At 47.9% G+C, this 16,302-nt stretch carries 15 protein-coding genes and 4 tRNA genes; 3 read left to right on the top strand and 16 right to left on the bottom strand.

The window, feature by feature from the left end:
- Positions 1-21: 21 nt before the first annotated feature.
- The 5 genes from CMO31_07850 to CMO31_07830 form a co-directional block, all read right to left on the bottom strand.
- The gene (locus CMO31_07850; GenBank protein MAZ53904.1) at positions 22-672 is read right to left on the bottom strand and encodes a hypothetical protein; all 651 of its coding nucleotides are present in this window, start codon (positions 670-672) and stop codon (positions 22-24) included.
- 366 nt (positions 673-1,038) lie between these two features.
- Entirely contained in the window at positions 1,039-2,091 is a 1,053-nt protein-coding gene (locus tag CMO31_07845; GenBank protein ID MAZ53903.1) for an endoglucanase, read from the bottom strand.
- A 93-nt stretch (positions 2,092-2,184) separates the two neighbouring features.
- On the bottom strand, positions 2,185-3,153 hold the full coding sequence (locus CMO31_07840; protein MAZ53902.1) for a pyridine nucleotide-disulfide oxidoreductase: 969 nt from the start codon (positions 3,151-3,153) through the stop codon (positions 2,185-2,187).
- 59 nt (positions 3,154-3,212) lie between these two features.
- Entirely contained in the window at positions 3,213-3,860 is a 648-nt protein-coding gene (gene nth / locus CMO31_07835) for an endonuclease III (protein MAZ53901.1), read from the bottom strand.
- Positions 3,861-3,984: 124 nt separating this feature from the next.
- Positions 3,985-4,983: a tagatose-bisphosphate aldolase gene (locus tag CMO31_07830; GenBank protein ID MAZ53900.1), complete on the bottom strand. Its 999-nt coding sequence runs from the start codon at positions 4,981-4,983 to the stop codon at positions 3,985-3,987.
- 285 nt (positions 4,984-5,268) lie between these two features.
- Here CMO31_07830 and CMO31_07825 point away from each other — a divergent pair, with 285 nt between their 5' ends.
- The gene (locus CMO31_07825) at positions 5,269-6,090 is read left to right on the top strand and encodes a hypothetical protein (protein ID MAZ53899.1); all 822 of its coding nucleotides are present in this window, start codon (positions 5,269-5,271) and stop codon (positions 6,088-6,090) included.
- A 158-nt stretch (positions 6,091-6,248) separates the two neighbouring features.
- Complete coding sequence (locus tag CMO31_07820) at positions 6,249-7,265, top strand: oxidoreductase (GenBank protein MAZ53898.1); 1,017 nt, start codon at positions 6,249-6,251, stop codon at positions 7,263-7,265.
- Between the two features lie 162 nt (positions 7,266-7,427).
- Here the strand turns inward: CMO31_07820 and deoD are convergent, their stop codons facing one another.
- The 9 genes from deoD to CMO31_07775 all read right to left on the bottom strand — a co-directional run bounded on the left by deoD (position 7,428) and on the right by CMO31_07775 (position 13,543).
- Entirely contained in the window at positions 7,428-8,123 is a 696-nt protein-coding gene (gene deoD, locus CMO31_07815) for a purine-nucleoside phosphorylase (protein MAZ53897.1), read from the bottom strand.
- A 265-nt stretch (positions 8,124-8,388) separates the two neighbouring features.
- Complete coding sequence (locus CMO31_07810; GenBank protein MAZ53896.1) at positions 8,389-9,192, bottom strand: 2,4-dihydroxyhept-2-ene-1,7-dioic acid aldolase; 804 nt, start codon at positions 9,190-9,192, stop codon at positions 8,389-8,391.
- A 286-nt stretch (positions 9,193-9,478) separates the two neighbouring features.
- Positions 9,479-10,336, bottom strand: coding sequence for a hypothetical protein (locus CMO31_07805; protein ID MAZ53895.1), 858 nt, complete (start codon positions 10,334-10,336; stop codon positions 9,479-9,481).
- Between the two features lie 216 nt (positions 10,337-10,552).
- Positions 10,553-10,628 (bottom strand) — tRNA-Lys (locus tag CMO31_07800).
- Positions 10,629-10,720: 92 nt separating this feature from the next.
- Positions 10,721-12,202, bottom strand: a complete 1,482-nt coding sequence (locus tag CMO31_07795; protein ID MAZ53894.1) for a hypothetical protein — start codon at positions 12,200-12,202, stop codon at positions 10,721-10,723.
- Positions 12,203-12,424: 222 nt separating this feature from the next.
- Positions 12,425-12,501: transfer RNA gene (locus CMO31_07790), tRNA-Arg, on the bottom strand.
- 56 nt (positions 12,502-12,557) lie between these two features.
- Positions 12,558-12,650, bottom strand: a tRNA-Ser gene (locus CMO31_07785).
- 26 nt (positions 12,651-12,676) lie between these two features.
- Positions 12,677-12,768, bottom strand: a tRNA-Ser gene (locus CMO31_07780).
- A gap of 40 nt (positions 12,769-12,808) precedes the next feature.
- Positions 12,809-13,543 carry an RNA methyltransferase gene (locus CMO31_07775; protein ID MAZ53893.1) on the bottom strand — a complete coding sequence of 245 codons (735 nt, stop codon included), beginning with the start codon at positions 13,541-13,543 and terminating at the stop codon, positions 12,809-12,811.
- 62 nt (positions 13,544-13,605) lie between these two features.
- Between CMO31_07775 and CMO31_07770 the strand changes: the two genes are divergently transcribed.
- A complete protein-coding gene (locus CMO31_07770; protein ID MAZ53892.1) occupies positions 13,606-14,190 on the top strand; it encodes a sulfite oxidase-like oxidoreductase in 585 nt (194 codons plus the stop codon).
- A 78-nt stretch (positions 14,191-14,268) separates the two neighbouring features.
- Here the strand turns inward: CMO31_07770 and CMO31_07765 are convergent, their stop codons facing one another.
- Positions 14,269-14,544 carry a 30S ribosomal protein S20 gene (locus CMO31_07765; GenBank protein ID MAZ53891.1) on the bottom strand — a complete coding sequence of 92 codons (276 nt, stop codon included), beginning with the start codon at positions 14,542-14,544 and terminating at the stop codon, positions 14,269-14,271.
- Positions 14,545-14,955: 411 nt separating this feature from the next.
- The gene (gene glmM / locus CMO31_07760; GenBank protein MAZ53890.1) at positions 14,956-16,287 is read right to left on the bottom strand and encodes a phosphoglucosamine mutase; all 1,332 of its coding nucleotides are present in this window, start codon (positions 16,285-16,287) and stop codon (positions 14,956-14,958) included.
- Positions 16,288-16,302: the final 15 nt, after the last annotated feature.

Here is a 16,302-nt window from a genome sequence, read left to right as displayed (position 1 = left end):
GTTGTAGTGGCCGTTACGGAGTTAGCCGAGACCAGGGATCGCTTTAATAATTATTTCGAAGATTTGGAAGACAAGAGTCATTAAGGCTCGGGTAACACCAAGAACGTTCATCAATAAAAAGAAGACTATGAATCCCAGGAGTCCGAACCGGCCTACCCAACCCATAAATCGCATCATGGTTGGATTACCGATCGCGATTTGTGCGAATCCGCCGTCTAACGGGTATAGAGGGAATAGGTTGATAATGCCGTGGAGTGTAGCTATTTGAGCAGCGATAAGGAAGGAACGGTGTAGGGAAGCGTTTTCAAATGAAAACAGGAAGATAAAAGCTAACAAAGCACATGCGAAGGCCACAATGATGTAGGCCATTGGCCCTGCATACCAAACCAGTGCTTCCTGACTTCCCCTGCCTCGGAAACTCTGAGAATTCAGGTTAATTTGGTTCGGCCAACCGAAACCCAAAAGGACAAAAAACATTAACCCCATAGGGTTAATGTGCTGCTGGGGTTCGAACGAAAGAAATCCATGCATACGAGGTGTAGGGTCCCCATACCTAGAGGCTGCCCAGGTTTGAAAAACGTTGTGGAACATAAACGCAAAAACCATGACCACTAATATGATGACGAAAGTAGTCAAGTCAGAAACCAAGTACCCTAATAAACCAAAGCTCAACGTTAACTCCTATCAAGGGCAATCCAGAAATCCGATAGCATCCGGAGGCTCTTGGTGACCATTGTTTATCCGGTCCGCGAGGTCAGTAAGGCGACCTCAGTAGACGACGTTTAAGAGTCTACCAAGTAGTTAGCTACTTGGTAGCATTCCTGAATCACGTCGGCAGCTGGATACCGGATGTGAAACGGCTGCTGAGGATCTAGTTTTAGGCTAGCAATGAGCACGAATTTTTCCCGCCTTCGTATAAACCCGAAAGAAAACTTCTTTCGGGTTTATACGAATCCTTTAGGGTAATATCTAAGTCACTAAACTCCAAAAACAAAATTACCGTTCCGGATTAAGGCAAGGGCCTCAGGCACTTCTCGGTTATTGAGGTGGTCGTGGCAAAGTTTTATCGTCAACTTGATTAAGGAACGCTACCAATAATTTAGCTGTCGCCTCAATGTCCTTAAGGTCTGCCACTTCGTTAGGCGAGTGCATGTAGCGGATTGGTGGTGACACCACCACTGTAGGAATCCCTCCCCGGGAGCTAGCCAGGAAATCCGCATCGGTTCCGGTGCGTCGTGGATTAGCACCCAAGGTATAAGATATGGCTTCAGTAGAAGCTACCTCAATAAGATTCTCAAGAAGGCCATGGTGAACATAGGAGCCAACAGAAAGTTCTGGTCCAGACCCTAATCCTCTTTCCCCAGCCTGTCGCTTGTCCACTCCCGGCGTGTCAGTTGCGTGGGTGCCGTCGATAACTACGGCGAGATCGGGTGCTAGAGAAAACGCTGCTGAACGAGCGCCAATCCCCCCGATTTCCTCCTGTACAGTTGCAACGGCTACTCTTTTGCAAGAATCGTCAACAGCCATGGCGCAAGTCTCCAGAGCCAAGAACGCGCCGACACGATTATCTAGAGCTTTAGAGCTTATACGCGAGTCTCTGAGTCGGGTAAAAGGTTGTTCTAGCACAATGAAATCCCCAGTTCGGACGAGGCCTTCTAAATCTTCCCGGGCATTAGCGCCAACATCTACCCAAAGATCTTTTGCTTCAATAGATTTGGTTGCATCTTTCCGAAGGAGGTGGATTGCATTCCGGCCAATGACTCCTATTAATTCGCCGCCATGGCCTACCACTCGGACTCGTTGTCCGACCAGTTGCTGAATATCCCAGCCACCTACTTCCTGCACGAAAAGGAGGCCCCCCTCATCAATGTGGCTCACCATGAGGCCGATCTCGTCAATGTGGCCTGCAACCATCACAGTCGGCGCCGAATCTGGTCCAAAAGCAGCGTAAACGTTGCCGTAACTGTCGGTGGAAACTATTGCCCCAAGTTCATCCGCACGTTCATGCCAAACTTGAGCTGGCCTACTTTCGTAGCTACTTGTTCCAGGAGCAGCCAAAAGGTTTTCCAAGAACTGTATATTTAATTCCATACCAAAGTTTAACCGAATTAATAAGCTCGGTTACAGTACTAATATGGGTTTTCGAGGGCTCTTAGTGATTCTGTGCAGGATGCTTTATGTCTCTTAATCTGCTGTTGTTATGTGTTGAACAGCCTTTGCAGCGTGTACTATTCCATTCTCAATGAAAACGTCACTAGTACGCATACCGTAGCCGGCAGAACCAACTACGTAAAGTCCTGGAACTGTAGTCTCAAAGTTATCAGTGAGAGTAACAGCGTAGGTGACTGGGTCGTAGCTAGCTCCGGGTTGGTTCAACAATTCAGGAGAGGCGAAATACCCAGTAAGCACAAACGTCTGGTCGGTTGCTATGTGGATTGTGGCGCCATCTTTTTCCGCCACGAGTTCCCTTGATTGAATCTCACGAACTACGGTATCAAAATGGACCGCGATTGATCCTTCTTTAACTCGATTCTCAAGATTCGGTCGGATCCAGTATTTAAGACTCGATCTAAAGTCCGAACCTCGGTGTACAATTGTGACTTTTGCACCACCGTGAAATAGGTCCAGAGCTGCATCAGCAGCACTACTACCAGCTCCTATGATAGTGATGTTTCTGTTGTAGAAAGGATGAGCTTCAGTATAAAAATGACTAACGTTTTTCCTGTCTTCACCTGGTACGCCTAGAAGCTTGGGATTGTCAAAATAGCCTGTCGCGAGAACGACTTTCCTAGCAGAAATCACCTCTGTAGAAGATTTTCCAGCCTTGACCCGGATTGCGAATTGTCCTTCCTGTCTTTCAATCCCAGTGACCTCTGTATGAGTATGGATATTCAAAGCCTCATTCTGAACTACTTTCCGGTAGTAATCTAGGGCTTCTTTGCGAGTGGGTTTATCCGTCGAAGTGATAAGAGGATGGCCGCCAATTTCAAGTCTTTCAGAGGTAGTAAAGAAAGTAATGTAAGTTGGGTAGCCTCTGATTGCTTCAACAATACTGCCCTTTTCAACGACTAAGTAATTAAGGCCAGCACGTTTAGCTAAAATAGCTACTTCAAGCCCAATAGGGCCAGCGCCAATAATGACAAGATCAAACATCGACAACAGATTAACAGAATGACCTGTACTCCGAGGTTACAAACAAGCCTACTATTGGCTTAATTGAGCCTACTAGGGCAAAGTTCCTTGATTTGGCAGGATATGCAAGATGGGGATCGAGCGTGACAAATTTGGCGACCGTGAAGAATTAATGCATGGTGTAAAAAAATCCAGGTCTTCTTCGGGAAAAGACGTTCCAAGTCAGCTTCTACAGCATCGGGATTGTCCTTGCTAGAGAAGCGTAATCGTCTTGCTAGCCGTCCAACGTGAGTGTCTACAGCTATTGCGGGCCTACCAAAAGCTGTAGCAAGTACCACATTAGCTGTTTTACGGCCTACACCAGGCAGTCCGAGGAGGGAATCAAAGTCATTCGGTACCGTTCCCCCAAAGTTGTCACATAAAATCCTCGACGTACGGACGATATTCTTCGCTTTGGTTCTATAAAGCCCGATAGTACGGATATGATTCATAACTTCACTTGGTTCAGCAGTTGAGAGACTAGGAGCATCGGGATAGGCGTTAAAGAGCGACGGGGTGGCTGCATTGACGCTTTTGTCCGTTGCTTGAGCAGACAAGATGGTTGCTATAAGTAGTTCGAACGGGGATTGATGAACAAGTTCCGTAGTGGCGGTTGGATATGCCGCCACAAGTTCATGAAGCACCGCCGTCGCCCTTTCAGATTTGTGAGCAGCTGATTCCCGTGGCATAATCTTAGTTTACTCGCCAGGGTTATTATTTGGTTCGAAGAGGGTCTTTAGAGGCAGAACAACACACCGCCAATCTAACGGATTCTAGCCGTCGCTTTGAAAATTCAATCTCTTGATGGTGCGTTTATTGGTCTAGGGTGTAAGTTGTGGAAAGACGGTCCCACCAGGGTATTGCATAATTATCGAGGGCCTCATTTAGGCCAGTTACGTTCCCAATTCCCTCACCTCTAAGCCATTCTGATAGGTGGTTCTCTCCTTCGGATGTAAAATGTGGGATACCTTCTTTCCAGGTGGCTCTGCCACAAAGAACCCCAGAGAATGGGACGTGAGCTTTACCAACTATCTCTACAGATGCACGGAATACGCTCATATCGACACCGGCAGAAAGGTATATGAACGGTTGTTCTACCTCGTTTGCGGCATCAAGAGCATGTCCTTGGGCATCGGTTATGTCATAAGCAACTTCGGTAGTGGCTCCTAGGCCCTCTGTATATGCTGCAAGGAAAGGAAACTCTACTTTTAGCACATCAACCTGGTAACTAGATGTTCCAAACTCCTGCATGGTTTTCCGGACGAGACTTGGTTTTTGTTTAGCAAGCTCTAATCCTTCTACCCCATCCTTATAGGTCACGGGTTCCAAGAAAAACGGTAGCCCAACAGACGCGCATTCGGTCCCAACGCGCTCCACAAGAACATGCTTCTCATCATTGCCAGCTGCCTCTGGATCGTAGTACAACAGCAGCTTAACGCCGCTGGCCCCAGCTTTTGCTAGACGACGCACATTCCATTTCGGTAGGAGCGAAGGCATACGGTTGCCTTTGGTGTTGTCGTAACCACTTGCTTCATAGGCGAGGATTAATCCAGTGGTTTCGTGCTTTTTTTGGATAGCGGCGAGTCCATATTCTGGGTCCAAAAGGACTGCTGAAGTTAGGGGGGAAAGTGTCTGAACCACAAGTTGCTTAAATGTGACTATGTCGTCATCGGTGATATCGCGGTCGCCTAGACTTTTAGCGATAGAAGATTTAAGAGAACCACGTTGATCAATTGCTAGGGCTGCAATTATTCCTTTTTTGTTCGATAAGGTTTTAAGATTATGAAGTTTATCCCGGATGCTACTCTGCATACTTAATTAAAGGTCCTTTCCTTCGAACTAGTCGTTAGGTATCTGGACTACCTGACCTCAGTAGCTCGAGGTAGTCCCCAATTAATGGCAGCACTTGCTAACAGACAAGCACTTTACCAGTTGAGCATTTCGTAAGCCTTTAATTCTCTAAACCTGACCAGGCCCAAAATCCAGGGCTAGACTTCTCGCACATAAAGCTGAACCTATGGAAATATAGAGAGAGGAGAGCTTTATGTACTGTCACCACCTACCAAGAAAAACAATAATGTGGGTCGACTCAGGGGAATGCTTGCTTGGAAAACTACTGTGAAGTTAGCGGTATGTATTTGGGCTTTAGGAGAGGCCACTGAAGTTACCCTGCAAAATGTTGCCCAACTCGGGTTTAAATGGATTGATGTGCAACCGCATATGCTTAGTGGCGAAGCAGAACGTGGGTTTTGTTCCGCATCTGGATTAAGAGTGAGTTGTATCGGTGGTTCTTTTGGGCTACCTAATAGTGTGTCGCTCGATGCTGAAAATGGTGATGCCAGAGGAACAGCAATAAGGCATGTTGAAGGAGTAATAAGGCATGCTGCTCTACTAGACGCTGAAAGTGTTTACGTGATTCCTCCCGTTGTCGGGTCTAAAGACTCCCTTCTTCGTTACAGCCAGTCACTAGAACAACTGGCTACCTTCGCTCATAACAAGGGCATCTCGCTATGCATTGAGCACTTTCCTGGACTAGCGCTGCCTACGGCTGAAGGTACTATAGATTTGATTCGAAGTATCGGCCATCCTGCGCTCAAGCTCCTCTTCGATATTGGCCACGCTCTGCTTTCAAATGAAGATCCAGAGAGAATAATAGAGCAAGCGGGCAGGAACCTGGGTTATGTCCACCTTGATGATAACGATGGAGAGGATGACCTCCATCTTCCTCTCTTGCAAGGAAAATTAACAGAAGACACCCTCGTCAGGACCTTTGGCGCGTTAGAGAGAATATCTTATGACGGAGTTATTAGCCTAGAGCTTAGTCCAGCCCAACCGGAAGTGGAAGTTGGTTTGAGCCAGAGTCGCGATATTGTAATCCGTGCCGCTTGGGAGAACTTAGGAAAAGAAAGCCAGGTATAGGGGAGAGGTGGGGAATGGATTCGGGTAAACCCCGATGGCGCGACGGATTCGCCCAAAGTTATAAAACTAGATGTGGGGGTTGATACTCTCTAACGTGTATGGCAAATAACTGTCCTCTTAATATGCGAGAATCAATGTAATTAGAGGAGGTTCACAACATGGCAAAGGAAACTGTGAGGGCATGCTTGATTGGTTCTGGTGGAATGGCACGTGGACACCTCCGGACAATACTTAACCGCCCTAACGGAACTGAATTTGTAGTCATTTCCGAACCATCCGATGAGGCTTATGCGGCTGCCAGTAAATTGTTCGAAGAAGCAGGCTTGTTGGTACCGCCAAATGAACCCGATCTTGAGAAACTGTTGGTAAATAACACCATGGATCTTGATGCGGCTTTCATTGTGACGCCACATGTTCTTCATTTTGAGCAGGCGCAAGCCTGTTTAGAAGCTGGGCTAGATGTTCTTCTAGAGAAGCCAATGGTGATGAACGCATTCGAAGCGGCTGAACTGATCAAAACTCGAGACGAGACCGGTAACCTCTTGGTCGTTTCGTTTAACGGCAGTTTATCGCCTGAGATTCGTAAGGGAGTCGAATTATTACGGTCCGGCTCGCTAGGACAAATATTGAACGTATCCGCTAATGTCTGGCAAAATTGGCGTGAGGGTACTACAGGGCTATGGAGACAAGTACCTGAGATTTCAGGTGGTGGTTTCCTTTTCGACACTGGTGCTCACATGCTCAACACAGTTACTGATCTTCTTGGTGAGGATTTCGCAGAGGTTGCCGCTTGGCTTGATAATCGAGGAGCTCCGGTCGATATTGCGGGCACAATCATGGCGCGCTCCGTATCGGGAGTTCTGGTCACAATGAATGGGTGTGGTGAAGGGATCACTGCTGTTGAATCTGATGTTCACGTTTTTTGCAAGGAAGCGGTCCTGCGTACGGGAGTTTGGGGTAGGTTTCTTGAGCTGCAAAGGGAGGGTGAAACGGATTTTTCTCCTGTCGAAACTGCTCCCTCCCAAGGACAATGGGATCAATTTCTTAAAGTGCGCGAAGGCAGCATGAAGAATCCCTGCCCGCCTGAGGTGGGCTTACGAATGGCTCGCCTTTGGGATGCAGTAAAAACTTCAGCGATGAATGGCGGGGTCCCAACTAGCGTGGAGCAGGGGTGACCACAACTAGAGCTAAAGGGTCGCTTCAGGTGACACCCTCCAGTTAGGAAGGTGCTTCGAGCTTCTTAGCACGTCCCGAAAAGCTCCCTAAAGGACACCCATTAGCTTGCAGTATTAGTGAAGCTATTGGGGGTTAATTGTCTGCCTCAGAAGGACCTATTTTTAGGCTAGTTCCAGAGCAATTTCCATCATTGCTGTGTAACTACGTTCTCGCACGTCTGATGAATCCTCTACCTGGCTCACCAAGCTATCACTTACGGTCAAAATAGTTAGTGCTTCCACGGCGAATTTAGCAGCCAGCGTATACAGCGCTGTTGTTTCCATCTCAACAGCAAGGACACCGTGCTTCGCGTAATGCTTCCATGACTCTAGAGCATCGTAGAACACGTCACTCGTAAAAACGCTACCAACATGTACGGGAATTCCCCTAGATACAGCAGTGTCATAGGCTTGCCTCAGCAGCCGAAAGCTGGCGCTGGGAGCAAAGTCCTGGCCTCCAAACGTTTGGCGATTGATATGTGAGTTTGTGGAGGCAGTCATGGCAAGGATAATCTCACGAAGTCCCAACTCGGGTTGTAACGCACCGCAAGTCCCCACGCGAATGAGGTTTTGCACCCCGAATTCATTGATTAACTCATGAACATAGATTGAGATTGATGGGACACCCATACCTGTTCCTTGAACCGAAACTGTTTTACCGTTATACGTACCGGTGTACCCGAGCATGCCACGTACGTTGTTGTAACAGACAAGATCTTCGAGATAGGTCTCTGCTATGTATTTAGCTCGAAGGGGATCGCCAGGTAGAAGTATGGTCTTAGCGATATCGCCTGGTTCTGCGCCAATATGAATGGTCATGCTTCCTCCTGATAAATCTTAGCCGGGGCCCAACAACATTTCTTAGAAGAAAAATTATTGGTATGCCCGTAACCGTGATAAGAATTAGGTACCAACCTCACAATCGTACAAAATTGTCGCTTATTGTTCGAATTAAACTTTAACAATCTAAACGTGGCGCATTATGGCCTACCAGCGAAGTAATAAAAAGTTAAAGCAGGACCAAGAGATGAAGTTTACAAAACCATGATTAACACATGTGTTTTGAAGATCGGTTTTGTTTGGTTCAATAAATATTATTAGAGGAATCTTTTTGGTCATTGATAGTTGTTCCATTGCGCACGGCGGTGGTGACCTTGCGGGCTTGCGTGCCAAGGTAACCAAGGTCATTCTGTACTGTTACCAACTGACAACCTTTCTTGATCATAGAGAGGGCATATGAATCGCTGCCACAGTGGATACCGACAACCTTTTCGTGCTGACGGGTAACTCTTATAATCGAATCAATTGCCTCGGCTGCGGGGCCCTCGGTCCAGTCGGCACCTGGTCCCCCCCCGAGCGACAAACTCAAATCGTTAGGACCAATATAGACACCGTCTAGTCCAGGCGTACTTAGGATTTCAGATAGGTTTGTTAGGCCTGGTGTAGTTTCAATCATTGCGAAGACAAGCATCTCCTCGTTAGCGTCAGGTCCATAGTCAGCACCTCCGTAAAAGCGAGCCCGATTCGGACCTAAGCTTCGTTTCCCTGCAGGTGGGTAACGGCAGGCATTCACTAGCTCTTCAGCTTCAACGCCGTTATTTATCATTGGACAAATAACGCCATACGCGCCGGCGTCAAGCATTCGCATTATCGTGCTTGGTTCATTCCAAGGAGCTCGGAATAACGGAGTTACCTCGGTGGTAGAAATAGCCTGAAGCATCGGAATTGCAGCTTCGAAGCTTACTGGTCCATGTTGCATGTCAATTGTAAGGCTGTCGAAACCCGCGTGACTCATGGCTTCGGCTGAGATGGAAGAGGGGATAGCGAGCCAACCATTGACAGCGGCTTCCCCACGGGCAAAAAGAGCTTTCAAAGTGTTTGGGCGCATGCACCACTTTAAACCGCTGGCGGGCTATCTGAAAGGGGGGGTATGTGGTAGTCAATGATGTAATGGTAGCGGGACTAGTGCAAGTGGGTTTAACCTTTAACTTGTTTTACGCGCTGGAGACATGATTAACAAAAAATACCAAACTATCCGACCTAATAGCAGTTAATTCGACCGGGTATTATCTTGGACGGGTGCCATTATCGTTTCTGTACTGCAAATGACATCTTCAGGCATAGAGCCATTTAATTTGAGATAGTTCTTGCGTTACTACTGTACCCACCATGGCCTAATTGAGTTCAGGACCGGGAAGGTTATTTGATTCAATAGGAGCTGCGTCTCCCGAATATTCAGGGATTAAGAATTGTGTTAGCTCTCGAGTCTTTTTTGCCCACAAAACGGTCTCTGGGGACCTAGAAAATTTCAAGGCTATCATCGCCTGTATCTCTTCTGGGAGATCTACCCAGGTTGGCCAATACCAGAGTGTTAACACTGTACGTCGCTCAGAGGAATTATTTGCGTTAGCTGAATGAAGTAGGCGAGCGTCACCAATAATTACATCACCAGCTCGGACCGGGACGTCAAGTTCACCCTGTGCTCGTTTTAGGGCTGGATGGTCTAGATTATCGGCCCGCATTACTTCGTCCTTCTCGTGGGCTCCTCTATCCAAGTCATGCAACGCATGACGTTTGCGGTGTGATCCGGGAATGACGCGTAGACAACCTTTCTCAGAATTGGTATCGACCAGGTAGTACATCAAAAAGTACATTTGTGGCTGATTAGTGTATCCGATAGGATGTCCCCACAAGTGACTATCCTGGTGCCAGTAAAGTGGTGGTGCGTACGGTGGTTTACTGATGATGAAACCACTCCAGAATTTTGGGTGCTCAAATCCGAGATTCGAAAAGACCCTTAAGGCTCTTGGGTCAGCGACAAGTTCAGTAAATGCTGTGTCTGGGAATTTCCACAATGAGATGAGGCTTCCCTGGGCACGATGGGTCTTAAAGTGCTTGGGATCCTCTTGAGAAACAGCCAAATCGCTGGCTTTGTTTAACTTGGTAACGGTCCGGGGGTCCAAGACTCCTTCAAATACGCAGAACCCCTCACGGGTGAGCTGTTCCCTTTTCTCGTTTCTGTTGATAGTCATGTTCGGCTGATTGTACCGAAAAGTAAATTACTGGGGTATCCGGTGTGGACTTCCCCAGTACCGTGTCAATGACTTATTCTAATTGGAAGTGAGTCTTGGCGGTAGCATTCTAGAAGAGCTTGTGTTCAATATCGAATGTAGGACTCCTGGTAGAGGAGACGAACGGCTGTAGGTACCCCTCTACTTGGCGTCACTAGGGGTATAGGGTGTTTCCCGTGGTGGGTCGTATAGGACTTGAACCTATAACCCGCTGATTAAGAGTCAGCTGCTCTGCCAATTGAGCTAACGACCCGAACGAATTCGGAGTATACAGGATACACGTAAACGATAGCGAATTTAAATAGCTCGGTATTTCAATATCTACCAATTGTAAAAGCACCCGAATTAATGCTCATAGAGTGGTTCTATTGGGAATTCTGGGTTGGCTCCATCTCTTGGAGGGCGACGGGTTGGGATTAGGTCGCCGCGAAAAGAAAATACCCTCCCATTGAAAAGTTCTAACTCAAGCCGAACGACTTGACCGGCGAGAGATCCGATGGAGTTACCCCCATTCCAGATAGGCTCCCAAGTGAGATTGTCGCCTGTGAAAGCAATGCAGTCACTAAATTTGTAGCCATCGAGGGGTTCACCGCTTACTGATGAAACCTGCACACGAGCAGAACCATGCGGCACATGAATGTTGATTGAGAGTAGGGAACCAGTTATTTGGAGTAAACGGGTCGTTAGCCAACCAGGTCCCCCGAGAGATTCTAGATAGTTAAAGCCGTCCTTACGAAGCTCATGTAGAAGAAGTCGTCCCTCCCCCCGTTCTGGTTCAGAAAGAACTTGGGCATGCTCACCTTCCGAGGCGCTCGAATAGATCCGAATTTTGTTGTCGTCAGTGTGGACGATGCTGGATGGATATATGCACCCATAACCCGGCTCGCCGGGTTGAGAAGCTTGAGGGAGGAATGGTTGTCGCTGACATCGTTGAAAATGCCAGCCGTTATAACTGTAGGCGAGCTGGCAATCCACTTTACCGTGAATGAATTTACTGCCAGAATTCACTACCGGTGTAGTGTGGTAAATCCACAGTAAACCGATAAACATATGAGCGTACGGGAACACTGGCATTCCGTATACTTGAGCCGCTGGACTGTCTTGACTATCGGGCCGAATAGCAACCTCAGGATCTGAAAATTCAATCCAATCACGAGTCTCATAAACAGAGATGCGACGGTCACCAGCACGCGGCCTGGCCGCAATTACGTAACTTTTACGTATGTGATTCCAGAAGCCACTAACAGCTGGATCGATACCTGTCGGGTGCCAGTTGCGGTCCTTGGTTAACTTCCAATTGAGGCCGTCAGATGACACAAACAACGGAGCTGCAAGCTGATTCTTATCACGGGTTTGCACGAACGCTTTGAGACGTTCTTCAGGATTGGTGGTTTGTGAATCATAGAAGCAAGGTCCCCACTCACCAAATCCGTCTAGGGGTAGAACTTGATTGGGCCTAACACGATTTGTTAACGGACTACGAGAGTCAAGTTCAGGGGTTTCCCAATGCACTCCATCTTGGCTCTCCAAAAGAACAGCTAAATGTTGAAGATTGCGACCTGTGGGTAGCTCAGATCGTCTCAGTTGTCCCTGATAAAGACATCGCCAGATACCTGTTTCTTTGTCACGGAACACACTTGGGTACCCCCAACTTGGGTCTAGGCTAGGATCCCGATAATCTCCCTCAATAATCTGCGTGGGCTGACCTATCCGTCTAGCCAGGTTTTCGCGTCGATCTAGGTATTGATCATCAAAGAACAAAAGAGCCCACTTATCATTCATAAGCTGTAACATAGCAAAATTGTCTTGCAGCAAGTCATTAGGCACAAGCGTGCTTCTTAGAGGAAAACAATTAGTAGTCGTAGGCTGGAAAGTAGTGCCGGAGATTGATAAGAGAAAAATTGCGTTATGAAAAACGGGATTATTAGGCTGAGTTTGTCGAATTCGACATCCGCTGCATCGCTAATGTGTAATTGGGAAAAAAAATACGTCAAAACACATTGTAAGAAACGAGTTATTAGTTACTGCATGAGCCTAGGGGAGAGGTTTTGGCGGGCCCGAGAGGATTCGAACCCCTGGCCTTCTGATCCGTAGTCAGACGCTCTATCCAGCTGAGCTACGGGCCCACACTTTAGTTTGTGTAACCCTTAACCAACTTCCAGGTAATTAGGGTCATAGCAGTTGGCGGAGAGGGAGGGATTCGAACCCTCGATAGAGGTTGTGCCCCTATACTCCCTTAGCAGGGGAGCGCCTTCAGCCGCTCGGCCACCTCTCCCAACCGTATTTGCTGACCGGAAAATGTGGCGGAGGGTGAGGGATTCGAACCCCCGATAGGGCGGAAACCCTATAACGGTTTTCAAGACCGTCGCCTTCAACCACTCGGCCAACCCTCCGGTCGGCGTTCGCAAGTATACAGACCGTATCGGCTTTGTGTCAACGAGTTTTTCGGTGTCCAGGAATTTGATCGGGAGTCTGATCAGCAGCCCAAATCACTTGTTGGCACAGGCCTCTGAGGGCAGCAATCTCCCGAGTATCGAGCTGCGCCCGGTCAAACACGCGTCGGAAGAGATGATCAGCACTTCGTTCTCGTATGTTATCGGTATAGCCTATGTGGTGAAGGGCCTTAAGAAGGTGTTTATATAACGCCTCGTGATCTTCGCGAGGCGCCAATTGTCGAGATTCGAGCGAGGTGGTTGCAGATGTTTGCTTCGCCCGGAACCACTCATAAGCCATTAAGCCGACGGCTTGGGCGAGGTTAAGTGAAGCGTACTCAGCAGTCGGGATTCTGACCAGAGCTTGACAGTAGTCAAGTTCTTCGTTTGAGAGGCCAAAATCCTCGGGCCCAAACACAATAGCCCCCCCGTCTTCAGGTAAGAATTCAGGTAGCCCTCCAGGTGTGAATTCCATTAACGCCTCTGAGGCGCGCGGCCTCGCAGATGTGCCTATGACTCTCGTGCAGCCGCTAAGTGCTTCATCAATCGAACTACAGATGACTGCGCGATCTAGGACATCGACTGCGTGGGATGCTAGGCGGTATCCGTTCGGTTGTAGGTCACAACGAGGTGCAACCAAATGCAGGTCGTATAGTCCGAAGTTTTTCATCGCTCTAGCGGCACTTCCAATGTTTTTAGCCTCTTTGGTCCTAACGAGAACTATACGGGGTGCCATGTCTCCAAGATACCCTGGTTATTCAACGCAGTCCTCGAGATACCGTGCTAGCCTTAGTAGTCATGAGAAGAGAGTCGTTAGAAACTGAGCTAAATGACTCCCGAGTTCCTTCGGGTCAAAGTGTTACAGACAATTTTCCCGTTCTCACTTACGGACCGACACCAAGTCTGGATAAGGATAATATAGAGATAAAGATTACGGGACTTGTAGCTCCTAAGGTATTCGGATGGGAGCAAATAAAAGAGCTTCCGCAGACAACTATATGCAAAGACTTCCACTGTGTTACTCATTGGTCTAAGCTCGATGTCAGCTGGACTGGGACTCTTACTCGGGACCTGTTAACTTACCTGGAGATAGCTGAAGAAGCTACTCATGTGATGCTTCACTGTTATGGCGGGTATACAACTAATCTTTCGCTTGAGGATTTTTTCGGTGAAGGCTGCATGTTGGCTCATGCGCTTGAAGGACAAGATATTCCTAGTGAACACGGAGGGCCGTTGCGAGTAATCATTCCACACCTCTATGCGTGGAAGAGCGCAAAGTGGCTTTCTGGCATTGAGTTTATGGCAAAAGATAAGCCGGGATTCTGGGAAAGGAACGGCTATCATATGAGGGGAGATCCATTCCAAGAGGAACGTTTCAGCTAATCATATTTCAGCCCTATATAATTAATCCCAAAGAAACAACAGTAATTACTGCATTGCAAATAGGCCAGACACCGTTTGTTAAGAAGTCTGTTGAAGGTTGCGTATCTGTTTCGCAAGACGAGATTTCTTGCGCGCAGCAGTATTTTTATGGAGCGTAGACGTTTTCTGGGCTTTGTCGATTAGCCCTTGGGCTACCTTCGCAAATTTTGTAGCTGCTTCGGCGTCACCTGATTCTGCTGCCTCAACGGCTTTCTTAGAAAAGGTACGGATCATGGTTTTTTGGGACCGATGAATGGTACGGCGCCGCTCTGATTGCCGATGGTACTTCATTGCTGACAAATTTCTAGCCATCATTCTCCTCTAAAACCTGCATAGGCTGCCGGGATTACAAAAAAACTAGCAAATGTCTTTAGCTAGTACCCAGCGTTTGGATCCTAGCACATTGGGAAACGGCTTAGCAATCGTGCCGAATAACACTGCAGATCCAATTGTGGTATGGGGTAAATCCTACCAGGGTTAGATCTTGGTAGCCTCATCGCAATAGACTTGCAAGGTATTGAGCTTTTCGAGAATGACAATGAAGTGGAATGCTAAATTTTGTCACGACAATACGTTCGTCGAGGGTATAATAAATGTTGCATATTAGGCGTGGTTGGTAAAACCCTAGTCAATTACATTCATAATATTGGGATGAAATCAGGACGCGCCCTTGGGGATTTAACGACCACTTCATGTAACTGGTCGGAGTTAATGACGTTGTTAAGCTCATATTTGCTTGGCAGCATTTCTTACAGCGTTAGCTATTTGCGATGCTACGTCGTGAACAACTGGTTCGTTAGGACCCTCGACCATCACGCGGACAAGTGGTTCGGTACCACTGGGCCGCAAACTAACTCGCCCTGCTTCCCCAAGTCGCTCTACCGCCTGTTTAACTGCCGCCTCGACCACTTCATGGGTAGGAAGTTTTATTTTGTGCTGCGATTTAACCTCAACGTTTAAAAGGGTTTGGGGATAGGTTGGAATTTCGTCCATCCAGGCTTCTAGAGAGATGCCAGATTTCCGAACCGCCGCCAGAGTCTGCAGTGCGGTGAGAACGCCGTCGCCGGTTGGGGCTAGATCTAGGAATAAAATGTGACCTGACTGTTCGCCCCCGAGGTGCAATCCTTGTTTCGATAATTCCTCAAATACGTGGCGATCCCCGACTTGCGTGCGAATGACGTCTATGCCTTGGTCGGCAAGGTAATTTTCTATTCCTAGGTTGGTCATTACGGTACCTACGACCGCTTTTTCGCCTCGCGAGATAGCGTTGATAGCTAACATGTGATCCCCAGTGACGAGTCGGCCATTTCGATCAACCATTAGGACTCTATCGGCATCACCGTCGAAAGTCACCCCGACCTCGAGAGCGTCTTCGGTCACTCGACTAAGGATGGCTTGTGGGTGGGTGGAGCCGCACTCGGCATTGATGTTCTGTCCATTAGGTTGATCGTTTTCAATGACAAGGCGAGCGCCAATTTCTCTAAAAACATACGGAGCAATGCGTGAAGCAGATCCGTTAGCGCAATCAAGTCCTACTTTTAGCCCATCTAAGTAAGGGGCATTAGTAAGTAAGAATCGAAGGTATTCGCCATCTTCGTAACGATACCGGTCAGATCGTCCAATCCTACCGTCTACCGATTTGGGGGTCGTCGCACTGAGGAAATTTTCTATCTCTATTTCAATTTCGGAACTTAATTTCTGACCAAGGTGGTCAAAGAACTTAATTCCGTTATCTGCGTAAGGGTTGTGAGAGGCGCTAATGACAATGCCTGCCGTCCCATTTAATTTCCTAGTAAGATAAGCGACTCCAGGAGTGGGCATGACTCCCAACCACAAGACGTCTGCCCCTCTGGAGGTAAGCCCAGCTGATACTGCGTGGGCAAGCATTGGGCCTGATTCACGGGTGTCCATTCCAACGAAAACACGTACCTTTTCCTGATCTTTACCTAAGGTTCTGGCAGCAGCAGCTCCTACTTGGAAGGCGAACTCTGCCGTCATGGGCTCCTGACCGGCTGTCCCACGGATACCATCTGTTCCGAAGAACTGGAGAGCCTTCATAAAAGCATTCTACTC

This window comes from Trueperaceae bacterium, assembly GCA_002707365.1.
GTDB lineage: Bacteria > Deinococcota > Deinococci > Deinococcales > Trueperaceae > UBA6957.
This window is presented reverse-complemented; position numbering and strand designations above follow the sequence as displayed.